The organism is Dethiosulfovibrio russensis (assembly GCF_021568855.1).
GTDB lineage: Bacteria > Synergistota > Synergistia > Synergistales > Dethiosulfovibrionaceae > Dethiosulfovibrio > Dethiosulfovibrio russensis.
Genome location: NZ_JAKGUG010000001.1, coordinates 100,117 through 118,870 on the forward strand (window position 1 = coordinate 100,117; position 18,754 = coordinate 118,870).

An 18,754-nucleotide genomic window follows, 5' to 3' on the forward strand; every position below is an offset into this window, starting at 1 on the left:
AACTGTTATAGCAGAAAAATAGATAGAACGAAACCTAGGAGGTTTCGAAATGGCTGGGTTTTCTATTCTTATTCGTTATGCCGAAGAATCAAAATAGTAGAATATGCCATAATATCTCTGTCAGCATAAGATCGATGATAAAATATCGAATAGTACTTTATTTCATCTATCGTCACATTTTATATTTAAGGGGGACTTTTTATGGGTAGAAGAAGAGGTCTGTTGTGTTTGTTTCTCGTCTCTGTTGCTTTAGGAACGGCGGCGGTTGCATTCGCTTTTCAGCCGGTCTATGTAATGGCCAGCGGTAACATGGGTGGAACCTATTACAGTTTAGGAGGGATTCTCGCCGAGACCGTGAACGAGAAGCTTCCTGGTGTCAGGTTGGCGGTACTACCCTCCGGCGGATCTGCGGAAAACGTCGATCTTATGGAAAAGGGATTGGCCCAATTCGCCTTGATCGATAGCTTTGCCGTTATGGCCTATCAGGGGCGTGATCTCTACTACGAGGCTCCGCAGACCTACCTCAGAGGCGTCGTGCCGCTTTATCCGGAGGTTGCCAGGATCTTGGTCCCGGAGGATTCCGACGTCGTGACCCTGTCCGATCTGGCGGGTAAAAAGGTGGTCTTGGGCAAGAAGGGCTCAGGGGTCCTCATTACAGCTCAGCAGATTTTGATGGCCTCCGGCTTGCGTCAAGATCAGTTGGAGCCAGCCTACCTGGGGATGGGAGAAGGGCTTTTGGCATTGCAGGAAGGTTCGGTGGATGCGGTGATTTTCGTCGGTCCTCTCGGTGGAGGATCTGCCATGGAGCAGGAAACCTTGAAAGACGCCAGAATAATAGGTCTCGACGATAAGACGAGAAAAAAACTCATGGATGCCGCCCCTTACTGGAAGGAATTCGTCGTCCCTGCCGGGACTTTTGATGGTCAAGCCGAGGATATCAAGACGGTAGGTGCCTGGACTGTCCTCTGTTGCAGGGAGGATCTAGACGATGATCTAATAAGCAGGGTAGCCGAGACAGTGTACGACAATGCCGAGGATATCTCTTCGTATATTCCTGGCTCGGTCAAACTTAGCCCCGATAACGTCGACGAGGTCCTAATACCTCTCCACGATGGAGCGAAAAAATTCTTCGACGGGAAGGGCGCTCTGTAATATGACTTTAGAGTTGGATCTTATCGGGACAGTTGCGGTGGCTTCCATCGTGCTGTGGTGCGGCCTGTTTCTGCGTAGAAAAATAGACGTTCTTAGAGAATACAATATTCCAGCTCCTGTTATAGGAGGCATAATATTTGCTTTGCTTCGTTGGGGCCTGATGGGGAAGATAGATTTTTCCTTCGATATGACACTTCAGTCTCCTCTCATGATAGCTTTCTTTACTACGGTGGGGCTAGGAGCCAGTCTTAAGCTCCTCAAGAAGGGGGGCCCACAGGTACTTCTCTTTTTAGGATTGGCCTCGGTTCTCGTCTTCTGTCAAAATCTGGTGGCGGTCGTAATCTCGAAGTTTACCGGACTTCATCCGTTGCTGGGGTTATTGGCAGGTTCTGTCACCATGTCGGGTGGTCATGGAACCGGTGCTACTTTCGCTAAGACCTTTACCACCCAATATGGTTTGGTCGGTGCTATGGAGCTCGCCATGGCAGCTGCGACCTTCGGCTTGGTCGTGGGATCGATAATCGGTGGTCCGGTAGCCAGAAGATTGATAAGAAAATACGACCTTAAGCCTCATATGGACGACGAAAGCGACGGTGTTCATGGGGAGAGCGGACCTCTTGATTCCAGCGGGGATCATAGTGGGGTTACGGTTAACGACGTATTGCTTACCATCCTTCAGATATCGGTGGCTATGTACCTTGGTTCTCTGGCTTATGCCAGGTTGATGGGGATGGGGGTAACCCTTCCGACCTATTTATGTGCTCTTTTTGTGGGTATAATAATTCGAAATGTATCCGATTTCTCGGGAACGTTCAAGGTTCACCTTAAGTGCGTCGATTACATAGGGGCAGTCGCCCTGTCGCTGTTTTTGGCCATGGCCTTGATGTCCCTAAAGCTGTGGCAGCTTATGGACTTGGCCGGTCCTATGGTGGCTATTCTGCTGGGAGAGATGCTCCTTATGGCCTCTTTCTCGTACTTCATTACATTTCGCCTCATGGGCAAGGATTTTGAAGCGGCCATCATGGCCGGTGGACACTGTGGTTTTGGGATGGGGGCCACTCCCAATGCCGTAGCCAACATGGAAGCGCTTTGCTCAAACTACGGTCCCGCCCCGAGGGCTTTCTTCGTGATACCGATAGTCGGAGCGTTTTTTATCGATATAGTAAATGCCTTCGTGATCCAGGGTTTTGCCATCTTTCTATCTTAACTTTTGAGGGTAAGCCCTCTTGGGGCTGGACAGATTAGCAGTTCTGTGGTAAAAAATAAGCCTGCGTGCCGGAGTGGCGGAATGGTAGACGCAGCGGACTCAAAATCCGCCGGGGGCAACCCTGTGGGAGTTCGAGTCTCCCCTCCGGCACCAATTACAGCCATACCAAGGCTTCACAGCTATGTGGGAGTTATCTGTAAAAACTATACACAACGGATTGAAAGTTATTTGTGTATGGTCACAGAATGAAACATCGAAATAGGGCGTGACATACCGTCGGTTTTTATCGACAAAAAGTCCAACATAAGCCCCATCTTAACCCTGTCGCCACAGGGTTAAGGTGGGGCTTTTGTCGTACCCTCATTGTAACTATTTTTTCCCTCCTCACCGCATCACATGGAAGGGCGACGACGGAATCACGAGATCCCCTTTTCGAGAGGATAAGAACCCTTCGTTTTCCGTGAGTCTTGAAGGCCGTTGTTTCAATGACTTCGCCACCGGTGATAAAGGCACTCTTTCGGAACTGGCAGAACGCCTTGGAGAGAATCCCCCGCCGTGGGACGGACCAGGGATAAGGGCCCTGGGCATATCCGGCAGGACGAAAAAGGCCGATAGGCCTCGGATACTCGATGCGGTGAGATCCGGAGAGACCAAGGTACTGGTGGCGGTGAACGTGGCGGATGAAGGACTATACCTCCCGGAGCTGTTGGCGTATGGCGGCGGCTGTGTGAAGGGGCGCAGAGGCCGTCATGGCTGTAGTCGGCATAGATCCCGGTCTAAAAGGAGCAGTGGCCGTCCTTGGCGACCAGGTGGACGTTATCGATATGCCTACACGAGGGAAGGATATAGATGGTTCCTCCCTTGCGGCCTACCTCTCCCGGGCGTCTCCTGGCCTGGCGATGGGTGTGAAGAGGTAGGCTGAGCCCTATTGAAATAGCGGAGGCCCGGAGTCCTGCGCACCAGGCCTCTCTATCACTTTTTGTACACGTCTCCCCTGTGGCCTATGCGGACCACCAGGATAGTGACTTTATTGTCTTCGTTCGAGCATATCAGACGGTAATCACCGACCCTGTAACGCCAAAAGGCTCCAAGAGGTCCCTTAAGAGGCTTGCCTGAGGTTCCGGGGTTGTCTTGTACGGCTATACGTTCCTCCATATAATCTACAATTCTCTTAGCTTCCTTCTTGTCGATACGCTTCAGGTCCTTTACTGCGGCAAGGTCGTACTCAATTGTCCAGGCCAAGCTCACGCCTCATTTCTTCTGAACTTAGCGGCTTAGCCCCTTTTTTCCTGCTTAGGGCCATAGCTTCGACCGCAAGGTAATAGTCCTCCATGTCGTCGAGGTTCTCCTCTATCAACTTTCGGACATAGAAGGCTTTGGTTCTCCCTGTCGCCTTGGAGAGACGGTCAAGTCTTTTCCCTGTCTCTTCATCGAGACGGATGGATAACGGTGTAGGCATGAAAGCAACCCCCTTTTCTTGTAGTCTATGTAGTTATCGTAGCACAGAGTCAAGAAAGGTCAAGAAGGCTTTTTTCGGCTTTTCGTGCCTGATAACGCTGGATAGCCAAGGCCCCGCAAGGATCGTGATTATGGAGGAGGTAAGGGCATTACTCAAGACGTCGACGTCAGCCCTGGGGCAGTGATAACGGCACTGCTTAAAGCAGGTTCTGATCCAAAAGCAAGAGACGAGTGGGGAAGTTTACCTATTGACCTTGCTAAAGAAAACGAGCACTTACGGGGCACAGACGTTGCATAGTTCACTTCTCGTGCCGTCCCGAAGGGGAAGGCACGAGAAGTAAGCCTGATATTTTAAGATTGTCCAGGAAGGCTACGAGGAGACCCTGAGCTACTTCCATTTTCCCTCGGAACATTGGAAGCGGCTCAGAACCAACAATTCGCTGGAACGACTGAACCGAGAGATCCGTCGAAGGACAAAGGTCGTAGGCAACTTCCCCGACGGGGAATCGGCCCTGATGCTGGTATCAGCCAGAGTCAGGCATGTAGCTTCCACCAAGTGGGGTAATAGAGCCTACATGAACATGGAGCATCTCAGAGAACAGATACTGGAGCAGCAAGATAACGCTGTCGTAAGCTGACACAGAAAGCCTTAAAAACCGAACATGGCCCTATATGGGTCTGCTGACTCAAATATTAATGTGCGAAACATACTGGACAGTACCGCCCATCCCCGTCTCACACATCCAGTTTCACACCGTTTTCCTTGAGCCACTGCTTGCGCGATTCATACTGAGGCATGACGGCACGGAGGAGATTCCAGAAGCGGGTAGAGTGGGGCGTTTCGAGGAGATGACACAGCTCGTGGGCCACGATATAGTCCAGGACCGGCGAAGGGGCCATGACGCTTCTCCAGTTGAACAGGAGGGTCCCGTCAGGAGTGCAGGAGCCCCAACGTTTCTTCTGGTCCCGGATGCGCACCCCTGCCGGTGTAACGTTCAACCTGGGCGAGAAGTAGCGTACCCGCGCGGTGGTCTGCGTCGCGGCCTTTTCCCGGTACCAGGCGATCAGGCAGTCACGTAGGAGGGATGGATCGGCCGAACGGCTGCGGATGCGAAAGACGCCGTGGTCCAGCTTGACGGTGGGTTTCGCGAACGTTTCGTCGATCCCGATGTCGAGGCGATAGTTCCGTCCCAGGTAGAGCAGGGATTCGCCGCTGACCAGTTCCCGAGCGACGGGCTGGAAGCGGACGGCCTTCATGTCGTAGAGCTGGCGGGTGATCCACTCCGCCTTTTTGGACACCAGGGCGATCAGTTCCCCGTCGGAGCGGCCTTCCGGTGCGGTTACGATGACCCTGCCGGGAGCTTCGACGGCGATCTCGACGGTTTTTCGACGTCCCGAATAGACGGGGTGGAACCGGATCACCGTGTCTCCATAGGGGAAGGAGAGAGTGCGGGCCACGACCGCTTCCCCTACTTCCGGAAATGCTTCCGGGCCAGGTCCAGTAGCTCGGCCGCCAGGGATTTGCGCTGTCCCAAGGGGAGAATCCGGTGGTAACGTATATTCATCAGATGAAGGAGCGCTCGCTCCACCAGTCCGACCTTGGTTGTGTTGCCCGTCCAGTCGATGACGGCATTTTTTTCGATAGTCCGCTGAGCCTCCAGCGTCATTTCACGAGCTAGACCGTCACAGTCCACCGTCTCCATGTCTTCGGCACGGGACCCCGATGGCGATGCGACGCGCTGCCCCCGGTCCTGAGCCCTGACCGCTGCCTTTTCCAGCCGATCCCGGATGGCTGCGTAGAGGGCGTATTCGCGAACGTCGAAGCCGAGCTTTTCCGCCTCGGACTGTTCTCCGGAACGGATTTCCTCGTGCAGCTTTTCGAGCTGTTCCCTTCGGCGTTCCCATTCCCCTTCGGTCTGTTTCAGGATCTCCTTCAGCTTTTCCAGCAGGTTCGTGTAGTGAGTGGGGTTTTCGTCGAACCGGGCCGTGATGGCCCTGCGCGCCGCGTGCTCCATGGCCGACGCCACGGCTTTCTTCGAACCCAGCGCGTCGAGCTTGTCCTTGAAGTCGGTGTCGAAGAGGGTCACCGGATTGATCCACTGCCGAATGCCCTCGGACTCGATGTGATCGGAGATGAGCTTCTTCACCTTCTCGCCGCAGTCCGAGATGTCCAGGCGCTTGTCCGCCTCGTAGCGGGCTTTGGCGGCGATGCGGACGTAGGCGAGCCATCGGAGGTCGTTGAGGTATTTGACGTCGATCTTCTGCGGCAGGATGCGTTCCACCGACGTGGCGAAGCGCTTGTAGGCCGTCTCGAACTCGGCGCGGCGGTTCTCCGGCTCCAGGCGCCCCACCAGGGCATCCAGATCGGTGGGATCGACTCCCTTGAAAAGGCTCATTCCGGCCCGGTGATAGGACTCCATCTGCGGGTAGAGTTCGGAGACGGAGGTCATGGGCGTGCCGATGTCGGCCGTGTCGAAGATGGCCAGCGCCTCCTGGAGACGGTCCGAGACGCCGAAGTAGTCCACGATGTAACCACACTTCTTCTTCGCGCCGCAGGTCCGGTTGACGCGGGCGATAGCCTGGAGAAGATTGTGGTCTTTCAGAGGTCGGTCTAGGTACATGACCTGCTCCACGGGGGCGTCGAAGCCGGTGAGGAGCATGTCCTTGACGATGAGGAAGCAGAGCGGGCTTTCGTCCAGAGGCTTGCGGAACCCGTCGATGAGGACGTCCTTCTCGGACTTGGTCGTGTGGTGGGCCCGCAGACGCGGCGGGTCGTTGTTCGTGCCCGAGAAGATGATCCGCGCCTCGACGTGATTCCCGATCTCGTCGCCTAGGACCTTCGTTTTCAGCCGGTCGAAGGCGTTCTTGTACTTCACGCATGCCTCGCGGGAGACGCAGACGATCTGGGCCTTGAAACCGTTGGGATAGATGGCCTCGCTGTAGTGGTGCAGGATGTCGGTCATGATGTCATCGATCCGCCCGTCAGCCTCGACGATGGAGAGCCGAGTGGCGTATCTGGCCTTGATGGCCTCTCTCTCGTCGTCGGAGCGGTCGGAAAACTCCCGGTCGAAGAGGTCCGACAGCGTGTCGTCGGTGATGTGGAGTTCGGGCTTGCGTCCCTCGTAGACGATCATGACGGTGGCGCCGTCCTCGACGGACTGCTGGATGCTGTAGCGGTCGATGTAGTCGCCGAAGGTGCGCCGCGTGCTCTTGTCCTCCCGGTCGATGGGCGTGCCCGTGAAGCCGATGAAGGCCGCGTTGGGAAGGGCGTTGCGCATGTTCATGGCCAGATCCTTGTACTGGCTCCGGTGCGCCTCGTCGGCCAGGACGATGACGTTGCTCTTCGTCGTCAGTACCGGGAACTCTTTGACGTAGCGGAGCGACGTCTCCCCGTCGCCGAAGCGGGCCGTGATGGCCGTCTCGGCCTCCTCCTCGCCAGCGAACTTGTGGATGGTGGTGAGGATGATCTGCAGCGACGCCTGGGTGAGCAGGGCCATAAGTTCCTTCACGGAACCGGCCTGGACCGGCGCGGTGATCTTCTCCAGCGTCCGGTTGAAGGTGCCCGTGATCTGCCTGTCCAGATCGACGCGGTCCGTCACGACCACGATGGTGGCGTCGGACAACTCGGGCGTGCGACGGATCTTTCGCGACAGCAACACCATGGTGAGCGACTTGCCCGAGCCCTGGGTGTGCCATATGACGCCGCCCCGTGTCTCCCTCGTCTTGCCAGTCCTGAGACGTTCCAGAGCCTTGTTGACGGCCCGGTACTGCTGGTACCGTGCGATCTTTTTGACCTTCCTGCCCGTCGCGGGATCGCCCTCGAAGAGGATGAAGTTCTCCATCAGGTCCAGCAGATTCGTCTTCGTCAGAGTGCCCAGAAGCATCAGGTTCTGGGCACAGTCGCCGTCGACGGAGTCGGCCGGGAAAGGATAAGGGTCCTTCCACTCCAGGTAGTTCTGGTAGCTGCTGCTCACCGTCCCCACGTAGGCGTGGTACTTGTTGAGGATGCCCGTGAAGAAGTTGGTGTAGAAGAGCCTCTGTGCGCCCTCGGGAGGCATGGCGCCCCGGTTGTCCATGTAGCGCTGGAGCTGCTGGAAGGCCTGCTGCTTGCCCACGTTCTCCGTGCCGGAGGTCTCCAGGAAGGGCGACTTGCACTCCAGGACGACGACGGGGATGCCGTTGATGAAGATTACGATGTCGGGAATGATCGTCTCGTTGGGCCCCTGGACCTTGAACTGGCGGGTGACGAGGAATTCGTTGTTCGCCGGGTCGTTGAAGTCGATGTAACGGACGGTGCGGAAGATCTTCCGGCCCTCGGTCGTCTCCTCCAATGAGGTGGAGAGGCTGACGATGGCATCGTAGACTGCCTCGTTGATGGAAAGCAGGTCCGTGCCGAGCAGTTCGGCCTTTTCCAGGTGGAGGGCGGCCTTGTTGACGGTCGTCTCCGACATCCAGGGGTTAAGCCGCTTCAGGCTTTCCCGAAGGCGGCGCCCCAGGATCACGGAAGAAAGGGAATCACGCTCGTCCCTCTCGGGGACCAGTTCCGATCCGTGGATATAAGAATATCCATCGGGCAGCTCCCGCAGGAATTGGACGGCAGGAATCTCCACCAGCGTCTCTTCGTTGCCAAGGGAAACGGTCATCCGGGTTACCTCACTTTCTGGAAAGATCAGACCCTCACGCGGGTCTTGCCGGTCAGAAGCTGCTGCATCAGGCCCGACTTGAGCCGCGTCAGCGCTTCGAGCTTGGCGCGATATTCCCCGATACGGTCGTCGATGGCCGTGAGGATATCGGCGATATCCCTCTGCTCGGAATAAGTTGGTAATGCCAAAAGGAATTCCTTGAGTTCAGTACTTCCAATTGCCAAAAACGTACTGCCCTGGCTCACCTTTGCAAGCCGGGATCTATGTTGCTGAAGGTAAAAGTAAATATACGATTGGGTTATGTCGCTTTCAATTTTGATCCCTGCGAGTCCTCGTCCAATGCATGAAATAGTGTCTGATATATTGATTGCCCCAACTGGTGCCCGAACCGAAATGAGGATACTGCCTTCAGGAACAATTTTTGATGGAGAAGAACACCATACTCGAGTTGTTGGATACTTCTCACCAAAATCAGCGTTTCCTTGGTAAAAAGGCAAACCTTTTTGCTTGTCGTTATACGATTCAGACGCTGGAGATTGTCCCATGATAACTGAGGCTATATTTGTGAGCGTGCAGACTTCCCACTCCGCCGGGATGCGGCCGATCTCGGTGTCCTTGAACTTGGTGTGGCCGATGCCCTGGGTCAGGAGCCGCTGCATCATGCCCTTCTTCAGCGTTTCCGTCTGCTCGATCAGGTCCTCCGTCTCGCCGATGTGCTCGTCCACCGTGGACAGGACCTCGGAGATCTTCTCCTGCTCGGGGAGGGGAGGGGCATATATCGTGACGTTCCTCACCTGCTCTAAACTCAACTGAGGATAGGCCTGTCCCGTACAGTCTTTGACCAATAGCTTCGTCTGGCCTGGTGCCAGCAAGGAGTAATAGGTAAATCGTGAATCATGCTTTGAGCTCGTCACTCTTATCCTCGCAATATGCTGATTGATGTTCGCTTCTTCAACGTATTCTGGGACAACGGCGACTTTTCCGATGTAACCGGTGATGGACATCAGGATGTCTCCGGCTTTGACGACGGAACGTTTCATGCTCCTATGGGCCTCGGCAGAAATGAACTTGCACTGCCCGTAGGAAAAGCCGCTTGGTGTAATGCAGTCACTCTTCAGGAACAGGATCCCTTCATCCTGCCAGTCAAAACCGTAGGTGGTGGGAGTAGCCCCCTTGGTTATGAAATCAGAGATGTCTTTCAATTGGCAGGCTTCCCACTCCTCGGGGATCACACCGACCTCGGTGACCTTGTAGCCCTTTTCGACGGTCATGGTCCCGGGCTCAGAGCTCATCGAAACCCAGCTCCCTCAGGTAGCGGTTCAGTTTGGCCTCGGTCACTGCCGCCTTCCCCTTGATCTCCCAGATGTCGGCGATGACGGCGGGGATGTCGATTTTCTCCTCGGGCTCGGAGGTGTCCACGTAGCGGGAGATATTGAGGTTGCAGTCGTTTTTTCGGACCGTCTCCAGGTCCACGACGGAGGCGTAGCGCTCCACGTCCTCGAAGGCATCGAAGGTCTCGACGATGCGGGCGATGTCCTCGTCGCGGAGCTTGTTCTTGTTGCCGTTTTTCACGTAGTCTTCGCTGGCGTCGATGAAGAGGATCTTGCCTTTGCGCTCGGCGGGCTTGGCCTTGTTGATGACCAGCAGGGCGGCAGGGATGGCGGCGCCGTAGAAGATATTGGAGGCCAGGCCGATGACGGCCTCGACCAGGTCGTCCCTGATGAAGCCTTCCCGGACTTTGCCCTCGGCGCCGCCCCGGAAGAGAACGCCGTGGGGGATGACCGTCACCATCCGTCCCCGGGCGTTGAGCGAGGCCACCATGTGGGAGACGAAGGCCAGGTCGCCGTAGCTCTTGGGAGGAATGCCGTAGACGAAGCGTCCGTAGGGGTCGTGGGCCGCTTCCTCCCGTCCCCAGTTCTTGAGGGAAAAGGGCGGATTGGCCAGCACCTTGTCGAAGGTCATGATCGTGCCGCCTTCGATGTGGCGTGGGTCGCGGATCGTGTCACCCTTGCGGATGTCGGCACCCAGGGCGTTGTGGAAGATCATGTTCATCTTGCAGATGGCCCAGGTGGAGAGGTTGATCTCCTGCCCGAAGAGGGAGACGTTCTTCTCGTTGCCGTGCTCTTCGCGGATGTACTCGATGCTCTGGATCAGCATACCGCCGGAGCCGCAGGTGGGGTCGTAGATGCGGTCGCCCTCCTGAGGCTTGAGGATGCGGACCATGGTCTTGACCACTTCGGTGGGGGTGTAGAACTCTCCGCCCTTGGAGCCTCCCTGGTCGGCGAACTCCTTGATCAGGTACTGGTAGGCGTCGCCGAGCATGTCCTTGCTCTCCAGGTGGGCCCGGTCCAGGCTCAGTCCGTCGAATAGGACCAGGAGCTGAGAGAGCTTTCTGTCCGAGACGCGTTCCTTGTCGTTGTAGTTGGCCGTGGTCAGCACGCCCGAAAGCTCGCTGTTCCTGGGCGTGTCCTCGATGGCGCGGAAGGCCTTGTCCAGCGCCGGGCCGATGTCCAGAGTCAGGCCCCGGAGCGATTCCCAGCGCGCCCGCCCGGGCACGAAGAAAGAGCGGTACGTGTCGGGGTCCTCCAGAAGCTCTCCTATCTCTTCCTTGGGAAGCCCCTGGTCGCGGTACTCCTGCGCGAGGGCCGCCCGCTCCACGGAGAACTCGTCGTTCATCCGCTTCAAAAAGAGCAGACCGAAGATGTAGTCCTTGTACTCGGCGGCGTTGAGTTCGCCGCGCAGTATGTCCGCCGCATCCCAGAGCTTCGATTCCAGTTCGTTCAATGTCAGTTTAGCCAAGACGCACCTCGCAGAAAGGGGACTATGCCCCGTGTGGTTTGGAATTTCAATTCTCCGTGCTCATTATACGAGGAATTCACTTTGAGGGTACCTTATGTCATGTGTCGTTTTGTAACACATCTTCAATGGGTGTATTTTAACACTAGGAGTAATTTGGGTGTGCGGTATATTGCGGCTTGACTTTTCTATCACTGAGGCAAGAAGGGGGATTTGGGATGGAGGAAGAATCCGCGGTCATGACCTTGGAAGAGAGGATCAAGGACGCCCCGAGACATCGGGCGCTGATGAACAAGTACAGGAACCACATGATCGGGAATTTCCAACAGAGCCCGCAGGGTGTCCGGTTCGATCCTGACAACCCGGCTCTGATACCTTTTCTTCGTGAGCCCCTTCAGCGGGTGGCCTCATGGGTCAATATTGAATCGGATAAGTCCTTGTGTTACCATTAGACGTCTCTCTTTGAAGAGGCATATCTCTGGATAGAAGGAAGTGTCTGTTTGTTCAATCCCTTGGGGGACCTGAGGACTGTGTCGCGGTCGCGATCGAAGCGGCCTCCGATCAGTCTGTTCTAAGTTTTTTCTGTGTAGCCGTTTCGATCGCCGGAGGCAAAGTGTTTTCTCTGGAACATCCTCTTTGTCGGGGATGAGCGATCGAAAAAGGAGTACGTCAAATTGGACCGATATTTTGTAAGAAGAGCCGATTTTAGTAAAGATATCGACGATCTTCGTGTTTTTTTCAACCGTGTTTTCGAGCCCGAAAAAGTCGGCGAGTTTGCGTCAAATCTCATGCGCCATTTTCCCGGAATGAACGGCGACCTGTGGTTCGTGGCGGAGGAACGGGATAGTGGCGATATAGCCGCGGCCTGTGCTCTGTTGCCATGGCGATGGCGTATGGGGAAGATCCGGCTCAAGGTAGCCGAGATGGGTATCGTCGGCACCGGCGAGGCGCATCGACATAGGGGATTGATGCGTCGTCTTCACTCCGAGCTGATGGATACGGTACGGAGAGAGTCCTACCATCTGGTGGTGATCCAGGGTATCCCAGGATTTTACGACCGTCTGGGGTTCCGGTTCGCCCTGCCTCTGTGTTCTCACATCGATCTGCCGTTACACGGGATTCCAGGGGAACCCCCTTTGGGAGTATCCGTGCGTTCCGCTACGGTGGACGATATTCCCTTTCTGATGGAGGAGGACGAGCTCTTCGGATCCTCTAATTTTGTATCCGCCCTCAGAGGGCCCGAGGTATGGCGGTATCTCTTGAACGAAGGGCAGTCGACCGAGTACGGTTCGGATTTTCTCGTAATAGAGGCTCCGACCGGAAGGCGATCCTATGCCAGAATCTCCAGACAGGGGTTCGGCGAGGGGCTCATCGTTAGCGAGGTGGGAGAACGTATGTCCCACCAAATGGCGGTAGGTTTTATGAACTACTGTCTTCGATTGGCCGGAAAAAGAGAAAAACCCTACGTTCGTCTGGACCTCCATCCGGAAGCTCCCATATCTAGGCTGGCGATCGCTTCCGGTGCCTCCTCGGAGGATACCTATGCCTGGCAGGTTTCCATTCCCGACGTAAAGAGGCTGTTGACCGCTATGGTGCCAATCCTTGAAGACAGGATTTCCTGCGGGGTTTTCGAGGGCTATACCGGAAGGGTCCGTCTCGATTTTTTCGATGACAGTTTGGATCTGGTCTGGATCAACGGTAAGCTGGAGGATATTCGCGCCGGAGGTGACGGAGAATGCGACGCCCATTTTTTCATCCATAAAGAGCTGTTCCCGGCCCTCTGTCTGGGGCATCGGACCTGGCGGGAGCTTCGAGCCAACAGACCCGACGTCTTTCCATCTCTGTCCAACGTCGGTCCAAGGACGGGCCGTTTAGGAGATTTTACCGGAACGTTTATAGACGAGCTTTTCCCCAGGAGGCGTTCTTGGGTATACGAGCAGTATTGACGTAAAATCAGGGCCCCGAGATCTCCTCGGGGCCCTGATTTTATGCGTCTGTGCCTTTTATCTTACTTTCCTAGAGTCTCTATCAGATGGCGTAAAAGCTTCGGGTAGGAATCCAGGTAGAAAGGCAGATGAAGCCTCTCTGTCTCCTTGTGTGCGTCCTTGCCTACCGGTCCGAAATTTAGTACCGGTATGGATAGCTTCAGCAGCTCCTCCGTGGGGAAGTCGTAAAGAGTCTTCCCTCCCGGCATATTTTCATCGAAGGCTATGGCGTCGGAACGGTCTCCTGTGAAGCCGCAGTAGCTCAGGTCCGAGACCCCCTCGAACATCGTACGGACCTCCAGTTTAACGCCCTGTCGAAGGCTTTCCAGTACCAGTTCCTTAGCCGCTTTTCTCGGAAGTTCGTCCTGTGGCAGCCTTTCCTCGTTCACCCTGTGAGGATACCAGGGAGGAAGAAATCCCACTACCGCCAGAGGGCCTCTGAGTCCCAGATCGTCCACCACTTGGGATATTACCTTCAGCCCTTTAGCTCTCTCGTCGTCTTTCTTCGGACAGCCGGCAATTATATCAGAGACTATGTCCTCTCCCGATCGTCCGGTTTCCTTTTCCGCCAAGCTCATTATCTCTCCAACCGTGTATACCCGAGCCTTCAGCCTTTCCTGAGGGGCCGCCATGCCGTTTTCTCTGCGGTACGTGGCTTTTCTCTCTTCGTGTTCCGTTATCGAGTCGTTCAGGGCCTTGAGGGCCGTGTCTTTCAGCAGCTCGATTATCTCTCCCGGCATCTTAGTGGAGGTGAGGTAGCTGAAGGCCATCGCGGATCTGGACAGAATGGTGGCGGAGTACTCGTCCCTCATGTCCTCTATCTTCAGAGCGGCGAAGGGAGGATAGACGTTGCTGCCCAATCGATCGGACAGGGCGATATTGCCGTCCAGATTCAGCCCTATTCGGGAGACGGTGGGGCCTACGCTGAAACCGTCGTAGTACTCTCCGGCATGAGCTTCCTTGCCCAGGCAGTAGATGAAGGGGTTGATCTTTCCCAGGCTTCCCAGGTATATGGTCGGTTGGGCGTCCTCTCCGGTGGCGAAGGTCGGTTCCAGGTCGACGCAGCATAGAAAACTCAGGCCCTCCTCCTGGAACTTGGCAAGCCACTTCGCCGCTCCTAACATTCCGGCCGAGTTGTTCTCTTCGTCGGGAACGAACAGCACCGCCACGTTGGATTTCAGATCCTCCGTTTTTTTCGACAGCTCCACAAGAAGCTCCGTCCCGGCGCAGACTCCCGACTTCATATCCGCTACGCCTCTTCCGAAGAGCCATTCACCGGAGCGGAGGTCTTTGGCTGCATCTTCTCCAAGATCTTTCGGGTCGAGTTTCTCCGTGTAGCTCTCGGGATCGAAGGCCAGATCTTTCAACGGACCGAAGACATCTACCGCCACGACGTCCATGTGCCCCATCATGAGTACCGTTTTATCCGTCTTTTCCGAAGCTCGGACCATGGCGAACACTATGTGTCTGTTAAGGCTGTCTCCTTCGACGGGTAGGAGCCTGAGATCCTCCGGGTGGGCTTTGAAGTACTTCTCTTGGGATATCTCGTCGTACAGTTCCTGGGCTACCCGATTTTCCTCCTCGGAGGAGGGGGACATACTAGGTATCCCAACGATTTTTATCAATCTTTTGTAGGTGCTGGAGTTATCTTTTTTCACCATGTTTTATCCTCCTAGAAGCGTCCTCCCAGTACCAGCCTGGGCAGCCAAAGCGATAGTTCGGGAATGTAGGTCACCGCCACCAGGGTTGGAAGCCATGCGAACAAGATAAATATCATCGCTGGCCGGAGCATCTGAGATACCGGGGTGTTGGCTATTCTTCCTCCGAAATAAAGGGTGGGAGCGGTGGGAGGGGTTACATTCCCGAGTCCAAGGTTGACCCCTATTATTGCGGCGAAATGGATGGGGCTTATGCCGAGTTTGGTGACCACCGGGAGCAGTATGGGGGTGCACAACAGCATGGCACTGACGTCGTCCATTATCATACCTATTATTATCATAAATAGGTTTATCATTAGCATTATAACGTATTTATTGCTCGATATTGAAGTCAGGAGGTCTATTATCATGGAAGGCAGTCTCTCCTGGACGTAGATACGGCTCAGCATCATTATGCAGAACATCATGAGCATGACGACGCCGGTGGTGGTGGCGGTCTCTATGACTACCTCCAGGAAGTTATCCTTGTTGAGCCCTTTATAGATCAGGAATCCTACAGGCACGGAGTATAGTACCGCGACCGCTGCAGCCTCTGTCGGAGTCATTATCCCTCCGTATATGCCTCCTAAAACTATCACCGGCATTATGAGGGCAGGAAGGGCCTTGCCAGAACGGTCCCACAGTATCTTTCTTTTTTCGGTTCCTGTTATGGGAGGGGAGACATGGACATTGGGGTCGTCCTTGAGTAATACCAGGTTTATGATCGATAGCAGAACCATGAGGAGAAGTCCCGGGCCGACGGTAGCTAGAAAACAGGCCAGAACCGACTGCTGTCCTACCCAGGCGTAGAGTATCATTTGAGAACTGGGTGGTATCAAAAGCCCTAGAGGGGCAGCGCACGATACCAGGGCGGCACTGTGTCCCATGGGATAGCCGTTTTCCCTCAGCCTGGGGAACATTATCGACCCTATGCAGGAGAGCGTAGCTGCACAGCTTCCGGAAATGGACCCGAACACGGCGCAGGAGACAACCGCTACCACGCCTAGTCCGCCCTTTATCCTCCCTACAAACACCTCGACCAGCTTTACCAGCGAGCTGCCTATGCCTCCCCGGTCCATAAGTCCGCCTACCATGATGAATAGAGGTATGGCGAGAAGGACTAACGAGCTCATCTGGCTGAAGCTGTAAGGCAAAAGAAAAGATGGATCGTAGCTGTGGGAAACCACCATGAACAGAGTGGATAGCATGAAGCAGAAGGGTACAGGAAGCCCCAGTAGGAGAGTCACTATTATTAAAATTAAAGCTATAGTTATCGCCATTTTATTTCCCTCCTAGGATAAAAGATATAGGGACTCATGATGTGAAGGCTCCTTTTTTATCTTCTTTTCCAAGGGACAGGAAATTTCCCAGGTCCTCGAGAAAATAGACCAGCGAGTAGAAACTCATAAGTATGTAGCCCACAAGAATCGATACCTGAGATATGAATATCGGTATCCTGAGTCCGGTGGTCCTTGGCATCCATTCGATGCTGTAGAGCACCATGTCCACCGCCCACCAGCTGAATACTACGCACAACACCGTCATGGTGAGCCTGACCAGGACGGATAGAAAAGCCTGTGCCTTTAGGGGCAGAAGCTGAGGTATTATGTCCGCCTTGACGTGGCTTTTGTCGTAGACTCCATAGGAACTTCCTATGAGGTATAGCCAGAACGCCGCTATGACCACTATTTCCTCTATGCCGAACAGGTCGGACTTGAAGACGTACCGTAACAGCACCTCGAAGCACATTATCAGAACCACGAAGACACTGGTGAGTACCATTAGGACCTGTTGGAACCGTATTAGGCCCCTCCATAGAGGGGAGTTTTTTATCTTTTCTACCAGTGCAAGCATATATTTATCCCCCTCGATAATAGGAGGCCGACGAGATAGCCTCGCCGGCCTCCGATAACTCACGACCTAGAGGTCTTTCTTTATTTTCTCCAGTGTTTCTTCTCCGTAGGTCTTTGCCAGTTTGGGCCAGGTGGTCGCTCTGATATGTTCCGCTAGAGCGGCTCTCTCTTCGTCGGAGACCTCTATGATCTCCACTCCGGCTTCTTCGAGTTTCTTCTGGAACTCCAGATCCTCAATGGTGCTGTCGGCGAAACTCTTGTCCGCCTCGACGTTAACCGCGTCCAGAAGAGCTTTTTGCTCCTCCGGCTTCATCGACTCCCACAGTTTCTTGTTGATTATGTAGGCTGTCTGATCGAAGAGGCAGTTATAGGGTATGTAGTAGTCTATGACGTCTCTGAAGCTGAGATAGTTTATCTGGGACGACCCCCCGATCCATCCGTCGCAGACTCCGGTCTGAATGGCGCTGTAGGTGTCGGCGTAAGGGATGTTGGTCGTCCGGAAACCCATGTCCTCGGCGGTTTCCTTGTAGACCGCTACAGGGGCGACCCTTATCAGGGCATCTTTATCGGCAGATGGATCTGTGGGGTTCGAGGGCTTTTTGGCTATCCCGACTCCGATAAATCCGTCTCCGTAGAGCCTTAGAAGCTTGACTCCCAATTTATCCAGCGACTTGTCTATGATGTCGTAGACAACCGATCCCGGCGAGAGCTGCTTTTTCATTTCTTCTCCCGTAGAGGCAAGGAAGGGAAGGGAGCCTACCTCCAGCATCACGTCGAACTGACTGGGAAGAAAGATAAGCCCCATCTCGATAGATCCTCGACGGATTTCCTCGAATACCTGGGTGTAGTCTCCAAGCTGGTTGGCGGGGAATACATCAAGTTCTATTTTCCCATCCGTGGCTGCCTCGAACTTGTCCTTGATGGCGTAAAGAGACTTCGTCCCTCTGTACTCCGGTGCGGATATACCGGCTACCTTGAATTTATCCCCCTTGGCCTCGGCCATTCCGGGGATAGCCGTGGTGCAGAAAACCGTCGCCATGATTCCCAGTAATGCTGCTGCTAAAAAACCTTTTCTCATGTTTTCGCTCCTCCCTGTTCTTTCTTCATTTGAAACCTGAACCTCTTTCCCCTTTTGTGGATCCCTCTACCTTACCGTCTTAGCTGCATCTGCATGCCTATCTCGTCCGCTCCGTCCTTTAGTCTTTGGAGCCATACTGGTATGAGGTCTTCCGAGACCGCTTCCCTCGGAGCTCCCACAGAGAGGGCACAATGGACCTCTCCGTTTTTGTCGAAGATAGGCACCGATAGGCACCATTCCCCCAGGCTAAAACCCTGATCTTCCACCGCATACCCCTGCGATCGAATGACCTCGTATTCCTCCATGATTTCCGAGATCGACGTCATTGTGTAGGGTGTCACCGGTTTTAGATCTGATTCGTCGAGCAGCTTTTTAATTCTGTCTCTGTCCTGATATGCCGCCAGCAATTTCGCCGAAGCTCCTGCGTTTATGGGGACGCTTTTCCCGATGAAGTCGTTAGCGTCGTAGATTCCGCCGGGACGACACTTTTTGCAGGCCGGATATGCTCTATCCCCTTCCCATATGCTTATGTAAACGGTCTCTCCGAGAACTTGGCATAGATGGGACAGCACCGGTTCCGCTAGATCCTCGATCCCTATCAGTCGGGAATAGACGTTTCCCATCCTCAACACGATAGGTCCCAAATGGTATTTTTTGGAGGAAATCTCCTGAACCACGAAATTCTTGTCCCTGAGGGACGATAGGATCTTGTACAGACCGCTTTTACCCATTCCTGTGGCTAAAGCCATCTCCGACAGCGTGTAGCTGAACGGTGGATCCGCCAGAAGCCTCAGGATATCGAGTCCTTTTTGCAAGCTGCTCAACGAGACACCCCCAAATCGGCTATCCAAATAAGAAAATATATTTCCTTTATGGAAACCACCC

General features: G+C 54.6%; 16 protein-coding genes, 1 tRNA gene and 1 pseudogene. 7 read left to right on the plus strand and 11 right to left on the minus strand.

Features of this window, described 5'->3' with window-relative positions; genetic code table 11:
* Nucleotides 1-201 precede the first annotated feature (201 nt).
* From L2W48_RS00545 to L2W48_RS00560, 4 genes are all read left to right on the plus strand, one after another.
* On the plus strand, nucleotides 202-1,152 hold the full coding sequence (locus tag L2W48_RS00545) for a TAXI family TRAP transporter solute-binding subunit (protein WP_236097637.1): 951 nt from the start codon (nucleotides 202-204) through the stop codon (nucleotides 1,150-1,152).
* A 1-nt stretch (nucleotide 1,153) separates the two neighbouring features.
* The gene (gene gltS / locus L2W48_RS00550) at nucleotides 1,154-2,359 is read left to right on the plus strand and encodes a sodium/glutamate symporter (RefSeq protein ID WP_236097638.1); all 1,206 of its coding nucleotides are present in this window, start codon (nucleotides 1,154-1,156) and stop codon (nucleotides 2,357-2,359) included.
* Between the two features lie 67 nt (nucleotides 2,360-2,426).
* Nucleotides 2,427-2,512, plus strand: a tRNA-Leu gene (locus tag L2W48_RS00555).
* Nucleotides 2,513-2,819: 307 nt separating this feature from the next.
* The gene (locus L2W48_RS00560; protein ID WP_236097639.1) at nucleotides 2,820-3,281 is read left to right on the plus strand and encodes a helicase-related protein; all 462 of its coding nucleotides are present in this window, start codon (nucleotides 2,820-2,822) and stop codon (nucleotides 3,279-3,281) included.
* Nucleotides 3,282-3,331: 50 nt separating this feature from the next.
* On the opposite strand, the gene L2W48_RS00565 is transcribed toward L2W48_RS00560, so the two are convergent.
* Together L2W48_RS00565 and relB are read right to left on the minus strand one after the other, a co-directional pair.
* Entirely contained in the window at nucleotides 3,332-3,601 is a 270-nt protein-coding gene (locus L2W48_RS00565; RefSeq protein ID WP_236097640.1) for a type II toxin-antitoxin system RelE family toxin, read from the minus strand.
* Nucleotides 3,585-3,818: a type II toxin-antitoxin system RelB family antitoxin gene (gene relB, locus L2W48_RS00570; RefSeq protein ID WP_236097641.1), complete on the minus strand. Its 234-nt coding sequence runs from the start codon at nucleotides 3,816-3,818 to the stop codon at nucleotides 3,585-3,587. Before relB ends, L2W48_RS00565 begins: the two co-directional genes overlap by 17 nt.
* A gap of 352 nt (nucleotides 3,819-4,170) precedes the next feature.
* On the opposite strand from relB, the pseudogene L2W48_RS00575 reads away from it, so the two are divergent.
* Nucleotides 4,171-4,455 (plus strand): annotated as a pseudogene (locus tag L2W48_RS00575) (transposase); the annotation flags it as partial.
* A 97-nt stretch (nucleotides 4,456-4,552) separates the two neighbouring features.
* Here L2W48_RS00575 and L2W48_RS00580 read toward each other — a convergent pair.
* Genes L2W48_RS00580 through L2W48_RS00595 form a run of 4 tightly spaced genes read right to left on the minus strand, consistent with a single transcriptional unit; the run spans nucleotide 4,553 to nucleotide 11,244 of the window.
* Complete coding sequence (locus L2W48_RS00580; RefSeq protein WP_236097642.1) at nucleotides 4,553-5,275, minus strand: M48 family metallopeptidase; 723 nt, start codon at nucleotides 5,273-5,275, stop codon at nucleotides 4,553-4,555.
* An 11-nt stretch (nucleotides 5,276-5,286) separates the two neighbouring features.
* Nucleotides 5,287-8,460: a type I restriction endonuclease subunit R gene (locus tag L2W48_RS00585; protein ID WP_236097643.1), complete on the minus strand. Its 3,174-nt coding sequence runs from the start codon at nucleotides 8,458-8,460 to the stop codon at nucleotides 5,287-5,289.
* Nucleotides 8,461-8,486: 26 nt separating this feature from the next.
* The gene (locus tag L2W48_RS00590) at nucleotides 8,487-9,731 is read right to left on the minus strand and encodes a restriction endonuclease subunit S (protein ID WP_236097644.1); all 1,245 of its coding nucleotides are present in this window, start codon (nucleotides 9,729-9,731) and stop codon (nucleotides 8,487-8,489) included.
* Nucleotides 9,732-9,741: 10 nt separating this feature from the next.
* Nucleotides 9,742-11,244, minus strand: a complete 1,503-nt coding sequence (locus L2W48_RS00595; protein WP_236116486.1) for a type I restriction-modification system subunit M — start codon at nucleotides 11,242-11,244, stop codon at nucleotides 9,742-9,744.
* 230 nt (nucleotides 11,245-11,474) lie between these two features.
* Between L2W48_RS00595 and L2W48_RS00600 the strand changes: the two genes are divergently transcribed.
* Together L2W48_RS00600 and L2W48_RS00605 are read left to right on the plus strand one after the other, a co-directional pair.
* Nucleotides 11,475-11,708 carry a hypothetical protein gene (locus L2W48_RS00600; RefSeq protein WP_236097646.1) on the plus strand — a complete coding sequence of 78 codons (234 nt, stop codon included), beginning with the start codon at nucleotides 11,475-11,477 and terminating at the stop codon, nucleotides 11,706-11,708.
* A gap of 222 nt (nucleotides 11,709-11,930) precedes the next feature.
* On the plus strand, nucleotides 11,931-13,202 hold the full coding sequence (locus L2W48_RS00605; RefSeq protein ID WP_236097647.1) for a GNAT family N-acetyltransferase: 1,272 nt from the start codon (nucleotides 11,931-11,933) through the stop codon (nucleotides 13,200-13,202).
* 62 nt (nucleotides 13,203-13,264) lie between these two features.
* Here L2W48_RS00605 and L2W48_RS00610 read toward each other — a convergent pair whose 3' ends face one another.
* The 5 genes from L2W48_RS00610 to L2W48_RS00630 form a co-directional block, all read right to left on the minus strand.
* Nucleotides 13,265-14,902 (minus strand): M20/M25/M40 family metallo-hydrolase, encoded by a 1,638-nt coding sequence (locus tag L2W48_RS00610; RefSeq protein ID WP_236097648.1) that lies wholly within the window; start codon nucleotides 14,900-14,902, stop codon nucleotides 13,265-13,267.
* Nucleotides 14,903-14,913: 11 nt separating this feature from the next.
* Nucleotides 14,914-16,218 carry a TRAP transporter large permease gene (locus L2W48_RS00615; RefSeq protein ID WP_236097649.1) on the minus strand — a complete coding sequence of 435 codons (1,305 nt, stop codon included), beginning with the start codon at nucleotides 16,216-16,218 and terminating at the stop codon, nucleotides 14,914-14,916.
* A gap of 34 nt (nucleotides 16,219-16,252) precedes the next feature.
* Nucleotides 16,253-16,792 carry a TRAP transporter small permease gene (locus L2W48_RS00620; RefSeq protein WP_236097650.1) on the minus strand — a complete coding sequence of 180 codons (540 nt, stop codon included), beginning with the start codon at nucleotides 16,790-16,792 and terminating at the stop codon, nucleotides 16,253-16,255.
* A 66-nt stretch (nucleotides 16,793-16,858) separates the two neighbouring features.
* Nucleotides 16,859-17,869: a TRAP transporter substrate-binding protein DctP gene (gene dctP, locus L2W48_RS00625; protein ID WP_236097651.1), complete on the minus strand. Its 1,011-nt coding sequence runs from the start codon at nucleotides 17,867-17,869 to the stop codon at nucleotides 16,859-16,861.
* A gap of 71 nt (nucleotides 17,870-17,940) precedes the next feature.
* On the minus strand, nucleotides 17,941-18,693 hold the full coding sequence (locus L2W48_RS00630; RefSeq protein ID WP_236097652.1) for an IclR family transcriptional regulator: 753 nt from the start codon (nucleotides 18,691-18,693) through the stop codon (nucleotides 17,941-17,943).
* Between the last annotated feature and the right edge of the window lie 61 nt (nucleotides 18,694-18,754).